We start from the raw sequence: 21,402 nt of genomic DNA, 5'->3' as shown, positions 1-21,402 counted from the left end.
ACCGGCGCCGCCCGCGCCACCGGCACCAGCCGGGCCGCTGTTCGCGCCCCGGGCATAGCCGCCGGCGCCACCGGCGCCGCCGTTGCTGGCGCCAACCGATGCGTCGCCAACGCTGGCGCTGCCATTGGTGGCAACGCCGCCCACGGCGCCAGCGGCGCCAGCGGCGCCCGTCGCCGTGCCGCCCGTGCCGCCGGTGCCGTACGCCGTGCCGCCCTGTCCGGTAGCGCCGACACCGCCATAGCCTGCGCCGCCATTGACCGAACCGTTATTGGTGGCGTAGTTGCCGATCGAACTGACGGTGTTGCCCGACACGGAACCGTCGAGCGTGCTGGAGGCCGTGGCCGTCGAGTTATTGAAAGCGTTCATGAAACTGGCGCTGCTGGTCGCGCCATTGTTGGCCGCCGAAGCGCCCATGGCGTTGGCCGCCGCTTCGCCGGTACTGTTGTTCTGGGCCGAATTGTCTTGCGAGGCCGACGAATTGTCGTACGCTGCAGGCCCTGCGCCCGATTGGCTCGACGAACTGTTTGCTGTCTGCGTGTTATAGCCAAAGGTGTCGTTGGCAACCGTCGTGCCTTTTTCTTGCGCATGGGCGCTGAAGCCGAAAGCGAGCGCTATCGCTGCCGCGAGGAGAGTTTTTTTCATTGCAGTTCCCTGTCTAGAAGTTGATCAGAATGCCGGCGCCGGACTATCACGGTCAGGCTCAGGGTGCAAATGCAAGCTTGGTGCCAGGACAATGACTTAATGACAAGCCATTGATTTGCAATGATATTTTTGGGTCCAGGGCACGCGCCGCCAGGCGGCGAGGCTGCTGTACCCGCGCGTCGTGGCATAACTGTCACCCCAGCGAGACACCCGGCAAGCGGCGCAGTTGCCACCGTCGGCGCATATTCCCTTTCCAATCAAGGGCTTGCCATCGCATCCTGATGCGCTACGGCTGACTCAATAATGTGACGTTGGCGCCCGGATGTGACAGTGCCGCCGGCGCAGGACACTGCCCGCGGCAAGGTCATCGCGCCACCTCAGCACTTGATATTGAGTTTCTTGATCAGCCGGTACAAGGTCATGCGCGACACGCCCAGTTCGCGCGCGGCCTGGCTGATATTGCGGCCGCACCTGGCCAGGCTGGCCTGTACCGCGTCGCGGTCGGCGCGCAGGCGCAGGCCGCCCAGGGGCGCGTTGCCGGTGGCGGCAGGGCCACTGGCGGCCAGGCCCAGATCCTGCGGCACGATCAATCGGCCCTCGGCCATCACCATGGCGCGCCGCACCCGGTTGATCAGCTCGCGGACATTGCCCGGCCAACCGTGTTCCAGCATGGCTTGCGCGGCGGCGCTGCTGAAGCCCTTGACCAGTGGCGAGCGTTCCGTCAGGTAGGTGGCAAAGAAATGATTGGCCAGCGACAGCACGTCTTCCTTGCGCTCGCGCAGCGGCGGCACATCGAGCGCGAGCACATTGAGGCGGTAATACAAGTCTTCGCGGAAACTGCCCTGCTGTACCGCATGCAGCAGATTTACATGCGAGGCGGCAATCACGCGCGCGTCGACGGCAATGCTGTGCGAGGCGCCGACACGGTGGATGGTTTTTTCCTGCAAGAAGCGCAGCAGATTGGTTTGCAAGGCCAGCGGCAAGTCGCCTATTTCGTCGAGAAACACGGTGCCGCCGGCGGCCGATTCGATCAGCCCGCGCTTGTCGCGCGCCGCGCCCGTAAATGCGCCGCGTTCGTGGCCGAACAGTTCCGACTGCGCCAGGCCGGCCGGAATCGCACCGCAATTGATCGGCACGAAGGGGCCGGCCGCGCGTGGCGAGTGCGCATGGATGGCTTGCGCCGTCAGTTCCTTGCCGCTGCCGGACTCGCCCCAGATCAGCACGGGCGCGCTGGCGCCGGCTACCTTGCGGATCTGGCGCCGCAGGCGCTCGACGGCCACGCCGTGCCCTTTCAGGCCCATGTCGGCCTCGATCGCTTCAGTTGAAGCAAGCTCGGCCTGGTCGCGCAGCGAAGCCCAGCCATGGGCATGGCCCAGGGTGTGCTGGAGGCGCACGGTATCGATCGGCAAGGTGTGATAGTCATAGCAATGATCGCGCACCAGGCGGCGGCAGGCGGCGCTTTGCAATATGCGCGGCGGAAACACGCCGATCCAGTGCGTGGCCCAGTGCTGCTGCAGGAAACGGTCAATTTCGTCCAGGCCATCGAGTGAGGACATCAGCACGCCAACGGCAAACGGCTGGCTGCGCAAGGCGCGCGCGGCCGCCGCCAGTGTCTTGACGGGATACACCTGCCACCCCTGCCATGCCGCGCCCAGTTCGCGCGCTCCGGCCTCGCGTAAAAAACCATGGCCGCCCAGATCAATGCACAACACCTGTTTTATCGACATTCGGCCTCCGTTTTACCTGTCAATTTGGTAAGACAGCAGCCAGCGCATTTGGTGCCGCGATACCTGCACTTGGGCACAAAAAAACCACAGGCGCAGGGCAAGCGATGGCAGCGGCGTCTGCCAGGTCAAAGGCAGAGCCCGCTTTGCTTGTCGGGGACGGCTGAGGCGGATAGAATGCCTGCGCGGTTTTTTGCTGTGTAGAAACTGTGAGTGCGGCCGGCCGCCGGCAAACACACAGACCACACCAGACGAGGACAGCGATGCAAGACCACTTTGTACAGCCGCACGATTTGCCCACCTGGCGCCGCCGCAGCGCCTTGCGCGTGTTGAACCTGTTCGGCTGGCGCCTGCGCTTTCGGCCGCTGCCCGGCCCGCGCGGCATCGTGGTGGTCTATCCGCATACCTCGAACTGGGATTTCCCGATCGGCCTGTTCGGCAAATGGGCGCTCGACCTGCCGTTTCGCTGGCTGGCCAAAGACTCGCTGTTCCGTGGCCCCATCGGCAAACTGATGCGCTACCTGGGCGGCGAGCCGGTCGACCGCAGCACCACCAGCGGCACCATAGACCGCCAGGCCGAGCGCATGCTGGCCGCAAACTGGTACTGGCTGGCGATCACGCCCGAAGCGACGCGCAGCTACCGCCCGAACTGGCGCAGCGGCTTTTATCACCTGGCGCTGGCGGCCAAGGTGCCGCTGGTGCTGGTGTATATCGACTACCCGAGCAAGGTGCTGGGCGTGGTCGACCATTTATATCTGACGGGCAACAAGTACGCCGACATGGCGGCGATTGCCGCCGTGTATGCCGGGCACCAGGGCTTGCATCCTGAAAATGCCGCGCCGATTGTCCTGTCGGAAAAACGCCCTGGTTAACCCTTTAGTTCATTCCCATCAGCACCAGGCCGGCCGCCGTCATGGCCGCGCCCGCCACGCGCACGACGCGTTCGGCCATCACCTGGCCGATAAAACGCCCGCTCATCAGCAAGATGCCGGAGGCCAGCATGAAGCCGAAGGTGGCCGACGCCGCCGGCAATTCGTGTCCATGGGCATTGCCATGCGCCAGCGCGAACAAACCGACCAGACCGATGCCCAGCCAGTTCGGCAGCGCCAGTGCCAGCGCAATGGCCATGCCGGTCAGCGCGACGGTGGCGGCAATGCCCATCTCCAGCCCGGGAATGCCGAGCCCGGCCATGCCGGCCAGTGCGCCCAGCAGCATCATGCCGAGAAACGTTGCCGGCTGCGTCAGGGACAAGCGCTGCTGGCCGCCCCAGGCGCCCACACCCAGCATTGCCAGCAAATGGTCGAGCCCGGTAAACGGATGGGCCAGGCCGGCCAGGAAACCCACTGCCTCGCCGTGGCCGGGGTGAGCCATGGCAGGCAGCGCCAGCAAGGACAAGCTGGCCAGCACGGCCGTGTGTTTCAGGGAAAAGATAGTCATTGCATCTCCTGTTGATCGAGCAAACCTTGCTCGCGGATAAAATCAATCACGGCCTGCACGCCGTCGCCGCTGCGCAGGTTGGTAAAGATGAACGGGCGGCTGCCGCGCTGCTGTTTGGCGTCGCGCGCCATCACGTCCAGGTCCGCGCCCACATGCGGCGCCAGGTCGGTCTTGTTGATGATGAGCAAGTCCGAGCGCGTGATGCCGGGGCCGCCCTTGCGCGGAATCTTTTCGCCGCCGGCCACGTCGATCACATAGATCGTCAGGTCCGACAATTCCGGGCTGAAGGTGGCGGCCAGGTTGTCGCCGCCCGATTCGACCAGGATCAGGTCCAGGTTCGGAAAATCGGCCTGCATGCGGGCGATCGCTTCGAGGTTGATGGAGGCATCTTCGCGGATCGCCGTGTGCGGACAGCCGCCCGTCTCCACGCCCATCAGGCGCTCGGCCGGCAAGGCGTCGGCGCGCAGCAAAATCTCCATGTCCTCCTTGGTGTAGATGTCATTGGTGATGACGGCCATGTCATAGCGGTCGCGCATGCCCTTGCACAGCATTTCGCACAAGGCCGTCTTGCCCGAGCCGACCGGCCCGCCGATGCCGACGCGCAGCGGATTGGAAGTTATCGTTGTCATATATTGCCTCTTGGTTGTTCTCTCATGGTTCAGGAACGGTACAGCCGGCTGTACTGCACTTCGTGCCGCATCGACAGCAGCGACAGGCCCGGCGTCCAGTTGCCCATCTCGTCGTCTTGCAGGCTCTGCGCGGTGACGGCCGCCGCCTCCAGTTCGGGGCGCAGCGACAGCAGCAGGCGCTGGCCAGCCACCTGCCCCAGCGGCACCGATTTGACGCACACCAGCACCTGGTTTTCAGCCCAGGCGAACAGCATCGCCAGCAAGGCTTCCTGGCGTGGAATCCGCAGCGCCGCCACCGCGCAGGCATAGGCCGTCGGCAACGCCACTTCGGGTTCGCTTTGCAACATGGCGATCAGCGCGCCGTCGGCCACGCCCAGCTCGGCCAGCAGCCTGGTCAGCGAAAAGCCCATCTGGATGGTCTCTGCGCGAAATTCAAACGTATCGCGCGAAGCGACAAAGCGCTCGCTCCACAGCCGCACGCTGTCAAAGTCCTGCTGTTCGAACGCCTGCATCAGGCGCCAGCACAGGGGCGCTTCCCAGCGCGCCACCACGCCAGCGAGGTGTTCGGCGATCCAGTGGCGGGCGGTGGCCGCGTCGCGCACGATGCCGCTCTCGAGTGCCGCTTCCAGCCCCTGCGAATAGCTGTAGGCGCCGATCGGCAGGGCCGGGCTGGCGAACTGCAGCAAGTGCAGCAATGCCGACGCCTGCATCAGGCGGCGTCGCCGGGACGGTGAATTTTCTGGCGCAGCGGCACGGGCGCGAGCAGATGCTGGCCGTGCTCGTGGTGGCCATGGCCGCCGCCGTAAGCGCCCGATTCCGGCTCGAACGGCGCGTTTTCTTCCGTCACGGTCGCCTGCAGGCCTTCGAGCATTTCCTTCAATACCGCATCCTTGCGGATGCGCAGGAAGCCGTCGCCCACCTGCGCCTGCGTGTGGCGGTTGCCGAGGTGGAAAGCGCAGCGCAGCAAGGCGTGGGCGTTTTCGCAGCGCACCAGGTAGGTCGGTTCGCGCGCGGCGACGATTTGCACCACGCGGCCATCGGGCCCCGTCATCAGCTCGCCGTCGCGCAGCACCGTGCCGCGCACGGTAAACACCGCCGCTTCCTCGCCGGTCGACAAGGTGGCGCGCAGCCGGCATTTTTCACGCTGATCATACGGCAGCACCAGCTGGCCGATCACGGGACGGCCATCGTCGGCCGCCAGTTTGGTATGCAATGTGAGCATGGTCATTTCCAATGAGTCCTAAAACAGAAAATAGCGCTGCGCCATCGGCAGCACGCTCGCCGCTTCGCATACCAGCAGCTGGCCGTCGGCGCGCACGGCGTAGGTCTCGGGATCGACTTCCATGTGCGGCGTGGCGCTGTTATGGATCATGTCGCGCTTGCGCAGGCCGCGCATGTTTTTCACGGCGATCAGCGATTTGTTGAGCTTTAACTGATGGCCGATATCGAGGTCGTAGGCCGCCTGCGAGACAAACGTAAACGACTTTTTCAGGCCGCCGCCAAAGGCGCCGAACATCATCCGGTAGTGCACCGGCTGCGGCGTCGGAATCGAGGCGTTCGGGTCGCCCATCTGCGCTGCGGCGATCATGCCGCCCTTCAAGATCATCGACGGCTTGACGCCGAAAAAGGCCGGCTTCCACAGAACGATATCGGCGATCTTGCCCGGCTCCAGCGAACCCACCACATGTGCAATACCGTGCGTGATGGCAGGGTTGATGGTGTACTTGGCGATATAGCGCTTGACGCGGAAATTGTCGTTGCGTGCGCCGTCTGGCGACAGCGAGCCGCGCTGCACCTTCATTTTGTGCGCGGTCTGCCAGGTGCGCATGATCACTTCGCCGACGCGGCCCATGGCCTGCGAGTCGGACGACATCATGGAAATGGCCCCCAGGTCGTGCAGGATATCTTCGGCGGCGATGGTCTCGCGGCGGATGCGCGACTCGGCAAACGCCACGTCCTCGGCGATCGCCGGATCGAGGTGGTGGCACACCATCAGCATGTCCAGGTGCTCGTCGAGCGTGTTGACGGTAAACGGGCGCGTCGGATTGGTCGACGAGGGCAGCACATTCGATTGGCCGACGGCGGCGATGATGTCCGGCGCATGGCCGCCACCCGCCCCTTCCGTATGAAAGGTATGGATGGTGCGGTCCTTGAAGGCGGCCAGGGTGTGTTCCAAAAACCCTCCTTCGTTGAGGGTATCGCTGTGCAGTGCCACCTGGATATCCATGCGCTCGGCCACCGACAGGCAGTTGTCGATGGCGGCCGGGGTGCTGCCCCAGTCTTCGTGCAATTTGAGGCCGATGGCGCCGGCGCGCACCTGCTCTTCGAGCGGCGTCGGCAGGCTCACATTGCCTTTTCCCATGAAACCCAGGTTCATCGGGAACGCATCGGCCGCCGCCAGCATCGAGTGCAGATGCCACGGCCCCGGCGTGCAGGTGGTGGCGGCCGTGCCGACGGCCGGCCCGGTGCCGCCGCCGAGCATGGTGGTCACGCCGCTCATCAAGGCTTCCTCGATCTGCTGCGGGCAGATGAAGTGAATGTGGGTGTCGACGCCGCCGGCGGTGACGATCATGCCTTCACCGGCGATGATCTCGGTGGCGCCGCCGATGGCCAGCGTGACGCCGGGCTGGATGTCGGGGTTGCCCGCCTTGCCAATGCCGAAAATCAGGCCGTTTTTCAGGCCGATGTCGGCCTTCACGATGCCCCAGTGATCGACAATGACGGCGTTGGTAATCACGGTGTCCATCACGTCGGCCGCATTGCGCTGAGACTGGCCCATGCCGTCGCGGATCACCTTGCCGCCGCCGAATTTCACTTCTTCGCCATAGATGGCGTAATCGTGTTCGACCTCGATGAACAATTCGGTGTCGGCCAGGCGGATGCGGTCGCCCGTGGTCGGGCCGAACATTTCGGCATAGGCGCTGCGGGGAATACTGGCCATCTCAATCCTTTCCGGGTGGAGTATCTTTCAATTCGCCCATGACTTCGCCGTTGAAGCCGAAGACCTTGCGCTCGCCCGCCAGCGCCACCAGCTCCACCGTGCGCTGCTGGCCCGGCTCGAAGCGCACGGCGGTGCCGGCGGCGATATTGAGGCGCATGCCATAGGCGCGCCAGCGCTCGAACGCCAGCGCCGGGTTGACTTCGAAAAAATGAAAATGCGAGCCGACCTGTATCGGCCGGTCGCCGCGATTGGCCACCACCACGGTGGCCGTGGTACGGCCCGCGTTGATACTGATTTCGCCTTCTTCCAATCTGTATTCGCCTGGGATCATGTCCGGCTCCTGTAAAAATGCTGGGGTGACTACGGTATCGGGTTATGCACGGTCACGAGCTTGCTGCCATCGGGGAACGTCGCCTCGACCTGAATATCGGGGATCATTTCGGCGATGCCGTCCATCACGTCGTCGCGCGTGAGGATGCGCGCGCCGTCCGACATCAGTTGCGCCACCGACTTGCCGTCGCGCGCGCCTTCCATGATGGCCGCGCTGATCAGCGCCACCGCTTCCGGATAATTGAGTTTCAGGCCGCGCGCCAGGCGCCGCTCGGCCAGCAGCGAGGCGGTAAAAATAAGCAGCTTGTCTTTTTCGCGTGGTGTCAAATCCATGGTTGTCCTTTGTAGGTTCAGGTATTCCAGATGCGGGGAATCACCGCCGCGCGTCCCAGCAAGGCCGGCCGCAGCAACTGCCAGGCCAGCAGCATCACGCGGCGCGCCGCTTCGCTGTCGCCGCACAGCAATCGCACCACCAGCACCGATTTCATCTGCGTGGCGCCAAACTGCGCTCCCTCGGGCACGGCCAGCGCGCGCAGGGCCGCCAGCAGCGGCGCCGGCAGCACCGGCCCGACCGCCAGCAAGGTGGCGCACACGGTATGGCCGGCCATGCCCAGCGCGCCTTGCATCAGCGGCCCGCCGGCCGCCAGCACGCCCTGCTCCCACCACAGCAGCTTGCCGCCGCGGCGCACTTGCGTGTGCTGGCCGATGCTGCCCGTGTTGAACGTTTCGCCCGACGCACTGCGGCCCAGGCAAACGATATCGAGGCCGATATAACTGGCGTCAGACGCCAGCTCCACCTCATGGCGCAGCCGCACGCAAGCCTGGTCGAAAAAAATGCTCTCCTGCGGCAGCCATTCGATGGCCGCGCCGGCGCCGGCACGCAGCACGATGTGCTGGCCCGAGACATGGCCGTTGGCGCGGTACCACTTGGCCGCGCCCGGCGACGTCAGCAAGGCCTGCGCGCCATCGCCCACGGTGGCGTCGACGGCCAGCTGGTCGCCGCCCACCACCCCGCCCGGCGGATGCACGATGATGGCGTGGCAGACCGCGCCGCCTTCCGGATACAAGGGTTTTTGCACGCGCAGCGGGCCGCTGTGGCGGCGTTCGACCAGCCGGCTGACGTCGCCATGCAGGGCGAAGCCCAGCGTCAGGTGCGCCTGCCACGGTCCGTGGGAGGGTTCGGCAACTGGCGGCAGGATGGCGGTGGTGCAGTCGGGCATGGCAGTGGCGTGTGCGCTGGCAAATAAGCACTACCAAAGCACGATGCATGCCAATGCCGGGGGCGGCAGGGGAAGAAGGATAGTGAGAATGGTGCACCGCCGTGTGGCAGTCGCACCATCATGGTGCAATCAGATGGGGCAGAGCGGACCTTGTTCGCGCAGCAGCACCGTGAAGGCCTCGGCCGCCAGCGGCCGGCTGAAGTAGTAGCCCTGCATTTCATCGCAGCCGTGCTCGGTCAGGAAGTCGACCTGTGCAAGCGTTTCCACGCCCTCGGCGATCACGCGCATGTGCAGGTTGTGCGCCAGCGAGATCACCGACAGGGCAATGGCCGCGTCGCTGCTGCTGGTGGTGACGTCGTCGACAAACGACTTGTCGATCTTCAGCACGTCGATGGGAAAGCGTTTCAAATAGCCCAGGCTGGAATAGCCGGTGCCGAAGTCGTCGAGCGAGATGCTCACGCCGATATCCTTCAGGCTGGTGAGCGCGGCGACCGCCTTGTCCGGGTCGCCCATCACCGTGCTTTCGGTGATTTCAATGCCCAAGCAGGCGGGGTCCAGGCCGTATTTGCGCAAGGTGGCCTCGACGAATGGGACGGTGCGGTCCTGCGCGAACTGCTTGCCCGACAGGTTGACGGCCACCTTGATGCTGCCCAGGCCCGCAGCCTGCCAGGCACGGATCTGCGCGCAGACGGTGTCGAGCACCCATTCGCCGATCGCCGTGATCAGGCCATATTCCTCGGCCAGCGCGATGAACAGGTTGGGCGGCACCTTGCCCAGCACCGGATTGTTCCAGCGCAGCAGCGCTTCGGCGCCCAGCATGGCGCCGCTGCGCAAGCACATCTGCGGCTGGTAATGGACCTCGAATTCACCGCGCCCGACGGCGCCGCGCAGCTGCTGCTGCATCGCCAGGCGGGCACGGATATCGCTGCCCATGCGTTCGGTGAAAAACGCATAGTGGTCGCGCCCCATTTCCTTGGCCCGCACCAGGGCCGTATCGGCATGGCGCAACAGGTCGTCGAAGGTGTCGCCGTCGGCCGGGCACATGGCAATGCCGATGCTGGTGGTCAACACCAGGCGATCGCCGCCCACGTTCAGTTCCTCGCGCAGGCCGGTCAGGATGGCCTGCGCCAGCGCCATGGTGCGGCCCAGCAGCGCGTCGTCCTGCAGCAGGATCTGGAATTCATCGCCGCCCTGGCGCGCCACCGTCTCGCCTTCGCGCACGCAACCCGTCAAAAAGCGCGCCACCACCTGCAGCGCCTTGTCGCCGACGGCCTGGCCATGCGAGTCGTTGATGTTCTTGAAGCGGTCCAGGTCCAGGCACATCAGCACCATCTGCTGGCCGTCGCGGATGACGGCCAGGCGCTGCTGTTCGAAGCGCTCGCGCACCAGCGCGCGGTTGGGCAGGCCCGTCAACGCGTCGTGCCAGGACAGGAAGTCGATCAGGTGCTGTTCGGCCTTGCGCTCGCTGATGTCGAGGAACACGCCGATGTAATTGATGACGGCGCCGTCCGGGCCATGCACGGTGGTCGCGCTCAGGTGGCTGGGATAGGTGTCGCCGCTCTTGCGCCGCGTCTGTACCTCGCCCGACCAGCAGCCGCTGCTGCGCAGGCCCTGGTGCATCGCGGCGCACGCCGCGTCGTCCGCCTCGCCGGCGTGCAGGCGCATGATGTCCATGCCGCGCACGTCCTGCGCCGTAAAGCCGGTAATGCGCGTGAAAGCGGGGTTGGAAGTGACGATGATGCCTTGCGGGTCGGTGATCAGGATGGCGTCCTGGGTCGCTTCGAACACCTGGCCGGACAGGCGCAGCAGGTCTTCGTTGGCGCGACGGATCTGCACTTCGCGCGCCAGCGTGCTGGCCACCTGTTCCAGTTCGGCCGTGCGCTCGGTGACGCGCCGCTCCAGGGTAACGCGCTCCTGCGCCAGTTGCAGCTGGGCGTGGCGCAGGCGTACATGGGCGTCGGTGCGGGCCAGGATCTCTTCGGCCTGGAACGGCTTGGCGATGAAGTCGACCGCGCCGAGCGCAAAGCCGCGCACCTTGTCGTCGGTATCGTGCTGGGCCGACAGGAAAATCACCGGCACCTGGCACAGCTCGGGCATGGCCTTGAGGCGGCGGCAGACTTCGAAGCCGTCGAGGCCCGGCATGCGCACGTCGAGCAGGATCAGGTCGGGCGGACGCGCTTGCGCCGTCCACAGGGCCAGTTCGCCATTGGGTGCCTGGCGCACGGCATAGCCGGCGCCGCCGAGCAGGTCGCTCAACAGCTTGAGCGAGGCCGGGGTATCCTCGACGATCAGCACTTCGCCCTTTGTATTGACTTCCGGAAAATCGCGATACATGTAGCAGTTCTCTCAACTCTGGATGAGGCGTAGCGGTAGCTTGCGCGCCGGAAAAGACTCGTTTTGCGGTGAACTACCTCCATCATCATAAGCTTCATTGCAAATTAGCACCACTCCACAGCCTGCTTTTCGCGATTTTTTTCTGCCAGTCCGATGTTGTCAGTCCACAATCACGCCGGCAACGGTGCCGCGCCCTGTTCCAGCAGCGCGCACAGGGGCAGGTAGTGGTGCTGTTCCAGCATCGCTTGCAGCGGCGCCACCAGCGGCTGCGCGGCCGGTGCCAGCGCAGCCAGCAGCAACGCCACGCGTGTCAGGTTCAGTTCGCGCAGCGCCGCCAGCAGCGCCGCGCGCTCGCCCGGCGTCAGCACGGCCAGGTCTTGTACGCTCAGCGTCCGTGCAGGCGGCGTTGTCACCACCTCCGCAGCCGGTGGCGCCGGCAAGGCCGGCGAGGCCAGCGGCAAATCGGCGCCGCGCGCGGGAATCGCAAAGCGGAAGGTCGCGCCCTGCCCCGGCGTCGACTCCACCGTCAGCGCGCCTTTCATCAGGCGGACGAATTCGCGCGAAATCGCCAGGCCCAGGCCCGTGCCATCCTTGGGGCCATCGCTGTCGGCTTGCACGAAGGGCTCGAAAATGCGCTGCTGATCCGTCAGGGCGATGCCGGCGCCGGTATCGCTGACCGCAAACTCGAGCCGCCACGCCTCGCCATCGTGCGCATCGCCCAGGCGCACACCGCGCGCCTGCAACGTCACCGTGCCGCGCCCGGCGAACTTGACGGCGTTCGACATCAGGTTCAGCAACACCTGGCGCAAGCGCGTGCCGTCCAGGTGCGCCGCCAGCGGCAGGCCGGCGCAATCGAGGTGCAGCAGCAGACCTTGCGGCTCGGCGCGCATTTCGAGCATGTCCATCACTTCCTGCAGCAGCGGCGCGAGCGCCACCACTTCGCACTGCGCCGACAGCTTGCCCGCCTCGCCCTTTGACAATTCAAGGATCTCGTTGATCAGGGTAAGCAAGTGCTTGCCCGAGCGGTGGATGATGGCCAGGTTGCGCTTTTCATCGGCATGCATGTGGGGCGAATCGGCCATCAGGCGCGAAAAGCCGATCACCGAATTCAAGGGCGTGCGCAGTTCATGGCTCATATTGGCCAGGAACACGCTCTTGGCGCGGTTGGCCGCCTGCGCCTGGTTCACCGCCACCGACAGCGCGCCGGTGCGCTCGGCCACCAGTTCTTCCAGGTGGTGGCGGTGACGCAGCAGCTCCAGTTCGGCCTCGCGGTGCGCCGTGATGTCGTAGTTCGAGCCGACCAGGCGCAGCGGCTTGCCGTCGCCGTCGCGAAACAGCACCGCATCGACCTTGATGTAGCGGATCGACTGGTCGGGCCACAGGATGCGGTATTCATGCTTGAAGGCGCTGCCTTGCCTGAGCGCGGCGCGCAGCGCCTGCTTGGTCGGTTCGATATCCTGCGCCAGCAGCGAGGCGCGCCAGATCATGGACGGCGGCAGGCCCGCCGCAGGATCGGCCTTGAACTGGGTGTACATCTGGTCGTCCCACTCCAGTTCGGCGCCCGCCACGTTCCAGTCCCAGATGCCGATGCTGGCCGCGCCAGTGGCCATCTGCACGCGCTCCTCGCTGCGCTGCAAGGCGCGGTAGCGGCTGTCGAGCAGCGCCACCATGTCGCGGATCGAGCGGTAAAGGGTGCGCAGCTCGCCCAGAAACCAGGTCTTGGGCGGCATGCCGGCCGCCACCGGCTGGCCGGCGCGCACCGCTGCCGCATACTGGCCGATGGCCGTCAGGGGGCGCAGCATCAGCCACCACATCAACAGCCAGATGCTGGCCACCAGGATCACGTCGAGTCCGACGATGATGGCGCCGGTGGCCAGCGCGCGCTGGCGCAATTGCGCATGCAGCACCGACGGCTCGGCGTAGACGGCAACAGCGCCGATGATCTGCCCGTCCTGGGTCACCATGCGCCGTTCGGCCAGCAAGGAGGGGTCGTCCGGTTCGAGTTGCAGGCTGTCGATGGCGCCGCCAATGCCGCGGCGCAAAATGATGGTGTCCTTGCCGATCGCCGGCGTAAGCGCGATGGCATGCAGTTCGCGGTTGCCGAGCATGCTGCGCATGATGGCCTGCATCTGCTTTTCATCGAGGTTCCACAGCGGCAGTTCGACCGCCACGGCCAGCTGGTCGGCGCTGACAGACACCGTGCGGTGCAGCTGCTGCCAGCGCTGCGCGCGCTCGGACTGGTAGAACAGCACGGCGAACACCAGCAGCAGCAAGGTGACGACAAAGGTCAGCGCCATGCTGACGGCCAGCACGATGGACACGCGGTCGAGGCGGCCCTGCTTGACCTTGCCCCTGGTTTGTTCGTCGCTCATGCCTGGCCTTCATCGACATCCTGCGCCAGCCACTGGCACAATTGCCGGTACTGGTGATGCTCGAGCATGACGCCGAGGCGCGCAGCGAGCTGCGGCAGGCGCGTGGCCAGGCCGGCCAGCACGATGGCGCTGCGCCGCAGGTCGAGCGCGCTGACGGCTTCAAGCAGGGCGGCGCGTTCGCCTGGGGCCAGCAGCGCCCGCTCGCAGGGCGTCAGCGCCGGCGGCGCGCCGCTTTCCACCACCACCGGCGCGGCGCACGCTTCCTCGCGCAGGAAGCGCAGTCCCAACTGCTGCTCGAGCATGGCGAACAGGTGATCCTGTTCGATCGGCTTGCGCAAAAAGGCGTCGGCGCCGGCCGCCAGTGCTTCCTGCTTTTCCTCTTCAAATGCCGATGCCGTCATGATCGCCAGGCGCGGCTGCGGCAGGTCCATCCGCGCGCGCAGCGACCGCGTGAGCGCCAGGCCGTCCATGTCGGGCATGCGCCAGTCGGTCAGCACCAGGTCAAAGCGTTGCGCGGCGAGCATCGCTTGCGCCTGCGCGCCGCCGGCCGCTTCCTGCAGCAGGAAGCCGAGCGGCGCCAGCAGGCTGGCGAGCAGCTTGCGGCAATTGCCATCGTCGTCCACCAGCAGCAGCTTTCGCCCGCGCTGGGCCGGCGGCAGGCAGCATACGCGCCCCGGCAGCATGGGCAAGGCGGCGACCGCAGCCACCACCGGCGCGCGCAGCGAAAAATGGAACACCGAACCCTCGCCCAGGCGTGACTCGACCTGCAACTGCCCCTGCATCAGCCGCACGAATTCGCGCGAAATGCTCAGGCCCAGGCCGGTGCCGGCCTGCGCGGCGGCGCTGTCGGCCTGCACGAAGGGTTCAAAGATGCGTTCGAGGTCGGCTTCGGCGATGCCGGTGCCCGTATCGCGCACGGCAAACGCCAGCAGCACCTCTACGTCGCCGGCAATCCGGCAATCGAGCGACAAGGTCACGCTGCCGCGTTCGATGAATTTCAGCGCGTTCGACAACAGGTTGAGCAGCACCTGGCGCAGCTTGGCGCCATCGAGCCGCACCAGCGGCGGCACGTTGGCGCGTTCCACGCACAGGGCGATGCCCTGCGCGCGCGCGCGCATGCGCACCATCTCCAGCACCTCGTCGAGCAGGCCGTTCAGGTCGACCGGCCCGGTCTGCAACTGCATGCGGCCCGCTTCGATCTTCGACAATTCCAGGATATCGTTGATCAGGGTCAGCAAATGGTGGCCGGCGCGGTTGATGATGGCCAGGTTATGTTTTTCCTCCTCGAACATGCTTTTTGAGTCGGCCATCATCTGCGAAAAGCCGATCACGGAGTTCAGGGGCGTGCGCAACTCATGGCTCATGTTGGCGAGAAAAACGCTTTTCGCGCGGTTGGCCGATTGCGCCTCGGTCACGGCCACCGACAACGCGGCCGTGCGCTGCTGCACCAGGTCTTCCAGATGGTCGCGGTAGCCCAGCAACTCCTGCTCGCTGCGCTTGCGCGCGCTGATGTCGACGATACCGCCGCGCACCAGGCGCCGCCCGTCCATCGGCAGCCGCACCATCCGCACTTCGCATGGAAACACGCTGCCGTCGGCGTGCCGGATATTGCGCTCCACGTGGATGGTCTCGCCCAGCATCACCACACGCAAATGTTCTTCCACCATCAGCGCCAGCGGCAGGCCGTCCGGCTGCTCGCGGCTGTACAGGTCGAACGGCCCGCAGGCCAGCAAGGTCGCGCGCGACATGCCCAGCATTTGCTGCGCGCTGCTGTTGGCGTCGACAAAACGGTCAAGATCCACATCGTAGACAAGAATGGCTTCGGGCGCATGCTCGACCAGGATGCGGAAACGCTGCTCGCTTTCGCGCGCCTCGCTTTCCGCGCGCCGCAGGCGGCGCTGTTGCAGCAGCAAGGCGCTCAGCAAACACGCCATCATCAGGAACACGCCGCCGACCACCAGCACGACGGCGCGGTGTTCCTGCCACACATTGGGCGGACGGTTCAGGAACACGGCTTGCGACGGCAGGCGGCCGATATCGGCGTCCCAGCGCAGGACCTGCTGCCAGTCATACATCGGCACCGGCCGGACCGCCGGTATCAATAATCCCGGCGCGCCCGGCGCCCGGCCGGCCAGCAGATCGAGCGACAGACGCGCCACCTGCAGCGACGCATTTTCAATATCGAGGATGGAACCGCCGAGGATGCCCCGCCCCACATTGGTGTTATACATGCCAAAGGCCGGCACACTGGCCAGTTGCGCCAGTTGCGCGGCAAACTGCACCGGCGTGGCGATATTGCCGGCCACGTCGCAGTTGACATTGCCCGTCACCAGCAGTGCGTCGGGCGGCAGGTGCGCCACCGTCTCGCGCATCTGCGCCAGGGTCAGGCCGTCCAGGTAGCGCATCGCCACCTTGCCCTGCCAGGCCAGCGCCGCCTGCTGCATGCGCCGCTTGAGCGCCTGGTCGGGGGCACTGGCGCCGACCGCCATCACGATCTCGCGCGTCTGCGGAAACAGCGCCATCGCCTGCGCCAGGGTGCCGGCAAAGTCGACATTGGCCTGCTGCTGCCAGATCGCGGCGGGCGAGCCGGCCGGCAGCGCCTCGCCCGCGCTGTTGATGGCCAGCACGGGCACGGCGTGCGCCAGCGGCGCCAGTTCGCCCAGCAGATAGTCGAGCGCCGGCTGCTGCATGGTCACGATCAGATCGACCTGATGGCCCGAGCCCTGACTGTATCTTAATAGCAACAACTCACGCAGCTTGGCGCGCAGCACCGGTTCGCTCAAGGTGTTCAGGTTCAGAAACTCCACCACCACGTCTTCGCTGGCCAGGCCGCCATCCATCATGGCCCGTGTGTACGTGCGCGTGTACGATTCGACGCCGGCGCGGCCATAATCATAAGAATTGAGAAACAGCACGCGCTTGCCGGCGAGGCTGACGGAGGGCGCGGAAACGGCGGAGGCATGAGCGCAAGCGGCACATGCCAGCAGGAACAGCCATGCGCGGCCGCAGCGCCGCAGCGCCGCCCATGTCTTTCCACCGCCAGGCATCCGCCCACGCGGCGCATCGCCTGCAACGCCCATGTCCATGCCTGCTTTCGTCTGTCATCCTGTGCCGTCTTGCTTGATCCACACTTGCAAAAACATGATAACGTCAACAATGGGGGCAAGTCCATTGCTTAAAGAATCATTCAAGGCATTGCCTACCCGGGACTGGCAGCACTGATGCCAAACAGTTCCAGCTGCAATCCCCTGATCCCCGACGGCACATAGATGGTGATCGCCTGCGCCTTGATCATCGCTTCATGGATGGCGCCTTTGTTCTCGATGGAAAAATAATAAGTATGGGGCCGTACCGGCACTTCGGCCGGCACCTGCGCCATATGACGCAGCCCGGCGCCTGGCAAGGCCCTGGCCACCAGTACGTCGATCTGCTCTGGCGACGAAATCTTCAGTTGCAGCGGCACCACGGCCACCAGCTCCAGTGCCGGCAAATCGGCATTGACGGCCAGGCACAAGGTGGTCTGCAGGTTGACCTGGGCCGCATCGAGCGTGCCGTGATAGTGGGTGCTTCTCTGCGGATCGAGCTCCAGCGCGATGGGAAAATAGCGCGACTGCAGCACGGTGTCGACCAGGTCGCGGATGATGAAGTCCAGCTTGCCAAAGCCGGGCGCAGGATCGTCGTGCTGGTAGCGTGGCAAGTCGGCCAGCGCATACTTCCTGGAAAACGTCATCAGGCCGCCGGCCAGCGCGGTCAGCTGGCCGAACAACTGCTCCGGATGGTGGCGGCCATGGCTGGCGCAATGGCTGAGGGTGGCAATCGCCGTGCTGAGGTTATTGAGCATCCAGAACGAGGACATGTCGCCACCGTGAAACTCCACTGCATGGTGGCCCGGCTGCCGATGACGCTTGTACAGCGAGGCTATTTTTGCACCCAGGCGCTCGATCAGTGCATCGAGCATCTTTTGCAATGCCGCGTCCGCATTGATGGCCAGGCACGGCGGCAGGTACGAGGCATCGATCTCGAAGCCGCCACGCCCGCCGCGGCGCAGGCGCACCAGCGGAATGGCCAGGTAGTCCTGCAGCGGTTCGCGGTGCGACAGCAAACAGACTCTGCTTTTCAGATAGGCGACCGGCACGCTGACCGCTTCGCTGTACAAATCGGGCGTATCGATATCGGCCTGTTGATATCGCGCACCTGATGCCAGATTGCCGCCATGGGCTTTCATGGCGGGCAGCGCCGCATAAAACGTAAAACTGTGTTCGTCGGACGGCAGCCGCGACAGGTCGACCGGGCTGGGCAAGGCATCGCCGAGCGGCGCTTCATAGATCTCGCCGTCCTGGAACACCAGCGACAGGATGTCGGCGCGCAAGCTGTTGTTGGCCAGCGCATCGGCATTCCAGCTGAGGGCGCGCACGCCCCACAGGTGCGGGTTGATCAAGGACACCAGCCGCTGCAGGCGCGCTTCATGATAACGGTCCAGCTGCTGGAACTGCTGCGGGCCGATGGCCAGCCCTTCCGACCACAATAATTTTGACGGCAATGTCACGCTGTTCTCCCCTGTGCTGGTTGAATGTCACGTTGCCAGTCTGAAGTTGCCAGCACGAAAGTCATTGATGTTGCGCAGCAAGTGCTGCTGAATTTTGCGCAATCGCAAATTGCCTGTGGGAAAACACTTCGATACTGGCCACTTCAGACAACACCGGCGCCCTCCAGGCGCATCCCGGGCATGGAAACCTTGCTGCCGTATTTCGAACGCGAACTGGTGGTGCTGCGCCGCCATTGCCGCGAATTTGCCGAGCGTTATCCACGCATCGCCGGCAAGCTGCACATGTCGGGCGAAGCCTGCGAAGACCCCCATGTCGAGCATCTGATCGAGTCGGTGGCCTTGCTGGCGGCGCGCATTGCCAAGCGACTTGACGACGACTATCCGCAATTTACGCACGCCTTGTTCGAGACCCTGTTTCCGCACTATCTGCGAGCATTCCCCTCCTGCGCGATCGTGCGCCTGCCGCCTGCCGCGCTGGACGGGTCTGTGCTGCGCCTGCCGGCCGGCACCCTGATGGACTCGGCCCCGGTGCACGGCGTGCGCTGCCGTTTCAGTACCATCTACGATATCGCGGTCGGCGAGGTGGCATTGACGGCGGCTGCCTTCGACACCAGCATCAAGGCGCCGCCGGCCGTGCGCCTGCCGGCGGGCGCCAGTGCGGCGATCAGCATTACCATCGCGCATCACGGCGCGCCGCCACCAGCGCTACGCCTGTTTATCGATGGCGAACCGTCATTTTCCGCCACGCTGCACGATGCGCTATTGCTGCATGCGGCCTGCGCCTTCGTCGAAGACGCGCACGGGCAATGGCTGCCCTTGCCCGCGCCGCCGCTGGCGCCGGCCGGTTTTGCCGAGAGCGACGCCCTGCTGCCGTTTGGCGCGCGTTCGCACAGCGCTTACCGCATCTTGTCCGAGTATTTTGCCTATCCCGAAAAATTCAATTTCTTCGATATCGACCTGGCGGCCTTACAGGTTCAGTTGCCGGCCGGCAGCCGCAGCTGCACCTTGCATCTGGTGCTGACGGGCATGCCGGCCGACGGCGACAGCGCGCGCATGCTGGCCAGCTTATCAAGCGCCAACCTGCTGCCCGGTTGCAGCCCCGTGATCAACCTGTTCCCGCAAACCGGCGTGCCAATCACGGTGACACGGCAGACAACCGACTACCCCGTGCTGGCGCACGCCACCCACGCGCAGGGCTACGAGATACTGAGCATCGACTCCGTCCATTTGCTGCGCCAGCGTGGTGCAGACAGCAGCGTGAGCGAAGTACGTCCGCTGTACAGCCTGCGTCACGGCGAAAGCGCGGCGCAGCCGGGGCCGTACTGGGTCATGCGCGACGATGCGGCACTGGCGATCACCGGCGCCGGTCATGAAAAAAGCATCAGCCTGGTCGATGGCGATTTCAATCCCCTGCTCCAGGAAAAAGCCACCTTGTCGCTGACACTCACCTGCAGCAACCGCGACCTGCCGTTGGCGCTCAGGCACGGCCAGCCGCAAGGCGACTTGCAGCCTTGCGGCGGCGGCGCGCTACTGCGGCTGCTGCGCCGACCCAGCGCACCGCGCCGCTACGCGCCCGGACACGGCATGCACTGGCGCCTGGTGTCGCACCTGGCGCTGAATCATCATGCGCTGACGCAAGCAGGGTTACCGGCGCTGCGCGAAATGCTGGTGCTGTACGACCTGGCGCAAAGCCCCACCTCGCAACGCCAGATCAAGGGCATGGCGGCGCTGGAACAGCGCCCGGCCACCGCCTGGCTGCGCCACCCGCGCGGCGCGTCGCTGGTGCACGGCGTCGAAGTGCGGCTGACGCTCGACGAGGAAGCGTTCGTTGGCGCCAGCCTGCATCAGTTTGTACGGGTCATCGACCAGTTCCTGGGCCTGTATGTGCAAATCAACAGCTTTGTCGAACTGGTGGTGCTGTCGCTGCAAAGCGGAGAGGAGCTGATCCGATGCAAACCGAGAAACGGCATGCAATATCTGGTGTGATCGCGCATCTGATGGCCGAACCCTGGCGCTACCAGTTCATGCAGGCGGTAGGGCTGCTTTTGCGCTGGCTGCGCCAGCAAGGCGTGCCGTCCGAGCAAGCCCTGGACGAGGTGCTGCACTTTCGAAACAGCCTGTCACTGGGTTTTCCGGCCAGCCAGCTCGAACGCCTGTCGCAGCAGGAAGACGGCCGCATCGCCATCACGCCGGCCTTTATCGGCCTGCTCGGCGGCAGCGGCGCCCTGCCCCTGCACTACACGCAAGGCATCGCCAACAGCCAGGCCGCCGCCGGGGACGATGGCGCCACAGCCTTCCTCGACATTTTTTCGCACCGCATGGTGACGCTGTTTTACCGGGCTTGCGGCAAATACCGGCTGGAACACAAGGCTGACGTCGAAGCGAAAGACGAGCAGCTGCCGATGCTGCTGGCGCTGGCTGGCATACCGGCACCGGGTGGCCAACCCCCGGCAGGCAAGCAGGCGGCGGCATGGTATGCGGGCCTGCTGCGCAACCGCCCCGCGTGCGCGCATGCGATGGCCAAGGTGCTGGCCGACCATTGCCGCATTCCCATCGAGCTGGAGCAGTTCGCCGGCGCCTGGGATTACCTGCCGCAAAATCGCCTGAGCCGGCTCGGCAGCGTCAATTTCACGCTGGGCCGCGGCGCCACCGTCGGCTTGCGGCTATGGCGGCACGACCGCCGCGTGCGCCTGCATATCGGGCCGGTGGACGAAGCGAACTTGCAGCGCTTCCTGCCGCGCGGCGCCGGCGCACAAGCTCTGGCGCAAATGCTGGCGCTGTTTGGCGCGACGGGCCTGCAACTCGAAGTACGGCTGGTATTAAGCGCGCCCTGCATCACCAAACTGGTGCTGCACAGCCATCCGGCAAGGCAGCGCCGGCTGGGCTGGAGCACTTTCCTGCCAACCAGGCAAGGCCAGGTGCAAGGCGCCGAAGTGCGCTATCTGCTGAGCGAGGCGAGGACGATATGAAACACCAGGGACGCGGCGTGATACGCCTGGGCGACAAGACCGATCATGGCGGCACGGTCAGCAGCGCATCGTCTGGCACCACCGTCATGGGTGTGACGGCGGCGCTGGCCGGCGACATGACGGTCTGCCCCAAATGCAAGGGCAGCTTTCCCATTCAAGCCGATGGCGCCGGCGCCAGGCACCAGGGCCGGGCCTATGCCTACGATGGCGACAAGACCGCCTGTGGCGCAAAGCTGTTCACGTCTTTATAGGGAAGCG

17 protein-coding genes and 1 pseudogene are annotated in these 21,402 nt (G+C 65.4%); 4 read left to right on the top strand and 14 right to left on the bottom strand.

The annotated features are described in order from the left end of the window. Nucleotides 1–642 (bottom strand): annotated as a pseudogene (locus CD932_RS29020) (hypothetical protein); the annotation flags it as partial. Between the two features lie 377 nt (nucleotides 643–1,019). Next, on the bottom strand, nucleotides 1,020–2,369 hold the full coding sequence (locus CD932_RS22070; RefSeq protein ID WP_094444927.1) for a sigma-54 dependent transcriptional regulator: 1,350 nt from the start codon (nucleotides 2,367–2,369) through the stop codon (nucleotides 1,020–1,022). A gap of 260 nt (nucleotides 2,370–2,629) precedes the next feature. On the opposite strand from CD932_RS22070, the gene CD932_RS22065 reads away from it, so the two are divergent. After that, on the top strand, nucleotides 2,630–3,238 hold the full coding sequence (locus CD932_RS22065; RefSeq protein WP_094444926.1) for a 1-acyl-sn-glycerol-3-phosphate acyltransferase: 609 nt from the start codon (nucleotides 2,630–2,632) through the stop codon (nucleotides 3,236–3,238). Between the two features lie 4 nt (nucleotides 3,239–3,242). On the opposite strand, the gene CD932_RS22060 is transcribed toward CD932_RS22065, so the two are convergent. From CD932_RS22060 to tssK, 12 genes are all read right to left on the bottom strand, one after another. Further along, on the bottom strand, nucleotides 3,243–3,803 hold the full coding sequence (locus tag CD932_RS22060) for a HupE/UreJ family protein (protein ID WP_217907343.1): 561 nt from the start codon (nucleotides 3,801–3,803) through the stop codon (nucleotides 3,243–3,245). Further along, nucleotides 3,800–4,432 carry an urease accessory protein UreG gene (gene ureG / locus CD932_RS22055; RefSeq protein ID WP_094444925.1) on the bottom strand — a complete coding sequence of 211 codons (633 nt, stop codon included), beginning with the start codon at nucleotides 4,430–4,432 and terminating at the stop codon, nucleotides 3,800–3,802. Before ureG ends, CD932_RS22060 begins: the two co-directional genes overlap by 4 nt. Nucleotides 4,433–4,461: 29 nt before the next feature. Then, the gene (locus CD932_RS22050; protein ID WP_094444924.1) at nucleotides 4,462–5,142 is read right to left on the bottom strand and encodes an urease accessory protein UreF; all 681 of its coding nucleotides are present in this window, start codon (nucleotides 5,140–5,142) and stop codon (nucleotides 4,462–4,464) included. Continuing rightward, nucleotides 5,142–5,654 carry an urease accessory protein UreE gene (ureE, locus tag CD932_RS22045; RefSeq protein WP_094444923.1) on the bottom strand — a complete coding sequence of 171 codons (513 nt, stop codon included), beginning with the start codon at nucleotides 5,652–5,654 and terminating at the stop codon, nucleotides 5,142–5,144. The genes CD932_RS22050 and ureE overlap by 1 nt, the downstream gene beginning before the upstream one ends. Nucleotides 5,655–5,672: 18 nt before the next feature. Further along, nucleotides 5,673–7,373: an urease subunit alpha gene (gene ureC / locus CD932_RS22040; RefSeq protein WP_094444922.1), complete on the bottom strand. Its 1,701-nt coding sequence runs from the start codon at nucleotides 7,371–7,373 to the stop codon at nucleotides 5,673–5,675. Nucleotide 7,374: 1 nt separating this feature from the next. Then, nucleotides 7,375–7,704: an urease subunit beta gene (locus CD932_RS22035; protein ID WP_094444921.1), complete on the bottom strand. Its 330-nt coding sequence runs from the start codon at nucleotides 7,702–7,704 to the stop codon at nucleotides 7,375–7,377. A 29-nt stretch (nucleotides 7,705–7,733) separates the two neighbouring features. Further along, nucleotides 7,734–8,036: an urease subunit gamma gene (locus tag CD932_RS22030; protein WP_094444920.1), complete on the bottom strand. Its 303-nt coding sequence runs from the start codon at nucleotides 8,034–8,036 to the stop codon at nucleotides 7,734–7,736. A gap of 17 nt (nucleotides 8,037–8,053) precedes the next feature. Then, complete coding sequence (locus CD932_RS22025; protein ID WP_094444919.1) at nucleotides 8,054–8,923, bottom strand: urease accessory protein UreD; 870 nt, start codon at nucleotides 8,921–8,923, stop codon at nucleotides 8,054–8,056. Between the two features lie 129 nt (nucleotides 8,924–9,052). After that, a complete protein-coding gene (locus CD932_RS22020) occupies nucleotides 9,053–11,257 on the bottom strand; it encodes a GGDEF domain-containing response regulator (protein ID WP_094444918.1) in 2,205 nt (734 codons plus the stop codon). A 170-nt stretch (nucleotides 11,258–11,427) separates the two neighbouring features. Continuing rightward, entirely contained in the window at nucleotides 11,428–13,629 is a 2,202-nt protein-coding gene (locus CD932_RS22015) for a HAMP domain-containing sensor histidine kinase (protein WP_094444917.1), read from the bottom strand. Next, a complete protein-coding gene (locus tag CD932_RS22010) occupies nucleotides 13,626–16,544 on the bottom strand; it encodes an ATP-binding protein (protein WP_176461088.1) in 2,919 nt (972 codons plus the stop codon). The genes CD932_RS22015 and CD932_RS22010 overlap by 4 nt, the downstream gene beginning before the upstream one ends. Before the next feature lie 284 nt (nucleotides 16,545–16,828). Next, nucleotides 16,829–18,175 (bottom strand): type VI secretion system baseplate subunit TssK, encoded by a 1,347-nt coding sequence (gene tssK, locus CD932_RS22005; protein WP_094444915.1) that lies wholly within the window; start codon nucleotides 18,173–18,175, stop codon nucleotides 16,829–16,831. Nucleotides 18,176–18,355: 180 nt separating this feature from the next. Between tssK and tssF the strand changes: the two genes are divergently transcribed. From tssF to CD932_RS21990, 3 genes are read left to right on the top strand one after another with little or no spacing between them, the layout of a single operon-like run. Beyond that, entirely contained in the window at nucleotides 18,356–20,161 is a 1,806-nt protein-coding gene (gene tssF, locus CD932_RS22000) for a type VI secretion system baseplate subunit TssF (RefSeq protein WP_094444914.1), read from the top strand. Further along, complete coding sequence (gene tssG, locus CD932_RS21995; protein WP_094444913.1) at nucleotides 20,125–21,144, top strand: type VI secretion system baseplate subunit TssG; 1,020 nt, start codon at nucleotides 20,125–20,127, stop codon at nucleotides 21,142–21,144. Before tssF ends, tssG begins: the two co-directional genes overlap by 37 nt. Next, nucleotides 21,141–21,395 (top strand): PAAR domain-containing protein, encoded by a 255-nt coding sequence (locus CD932_RS21990; RefSeq protein WP_094444912.1) that lies wholly within the window; start codon nucleotides 21,141–21,143, stop codon nucleotides 21,393–21,395. Before tssG ends, CD932_RS21990 begins: the two co-directional genes overlap by 4 nt. Nucleotides 21,396–21,402: the final 7 nt, after the last annotated feature.

This window comes from Janthinobacterium sp. PC23-8, from assembly GCF_002250505.1.
GTDB lineage: Bacteria > Pseudomonadota > Gammaproteobacteria > Burkholderiales > Burkholderiaceae_D > Janthinobacterium.
Note: the sequence above shows the minus strand (reverse complement) of the source record. Positions and strands in the feature narration are given on the sequence as shown.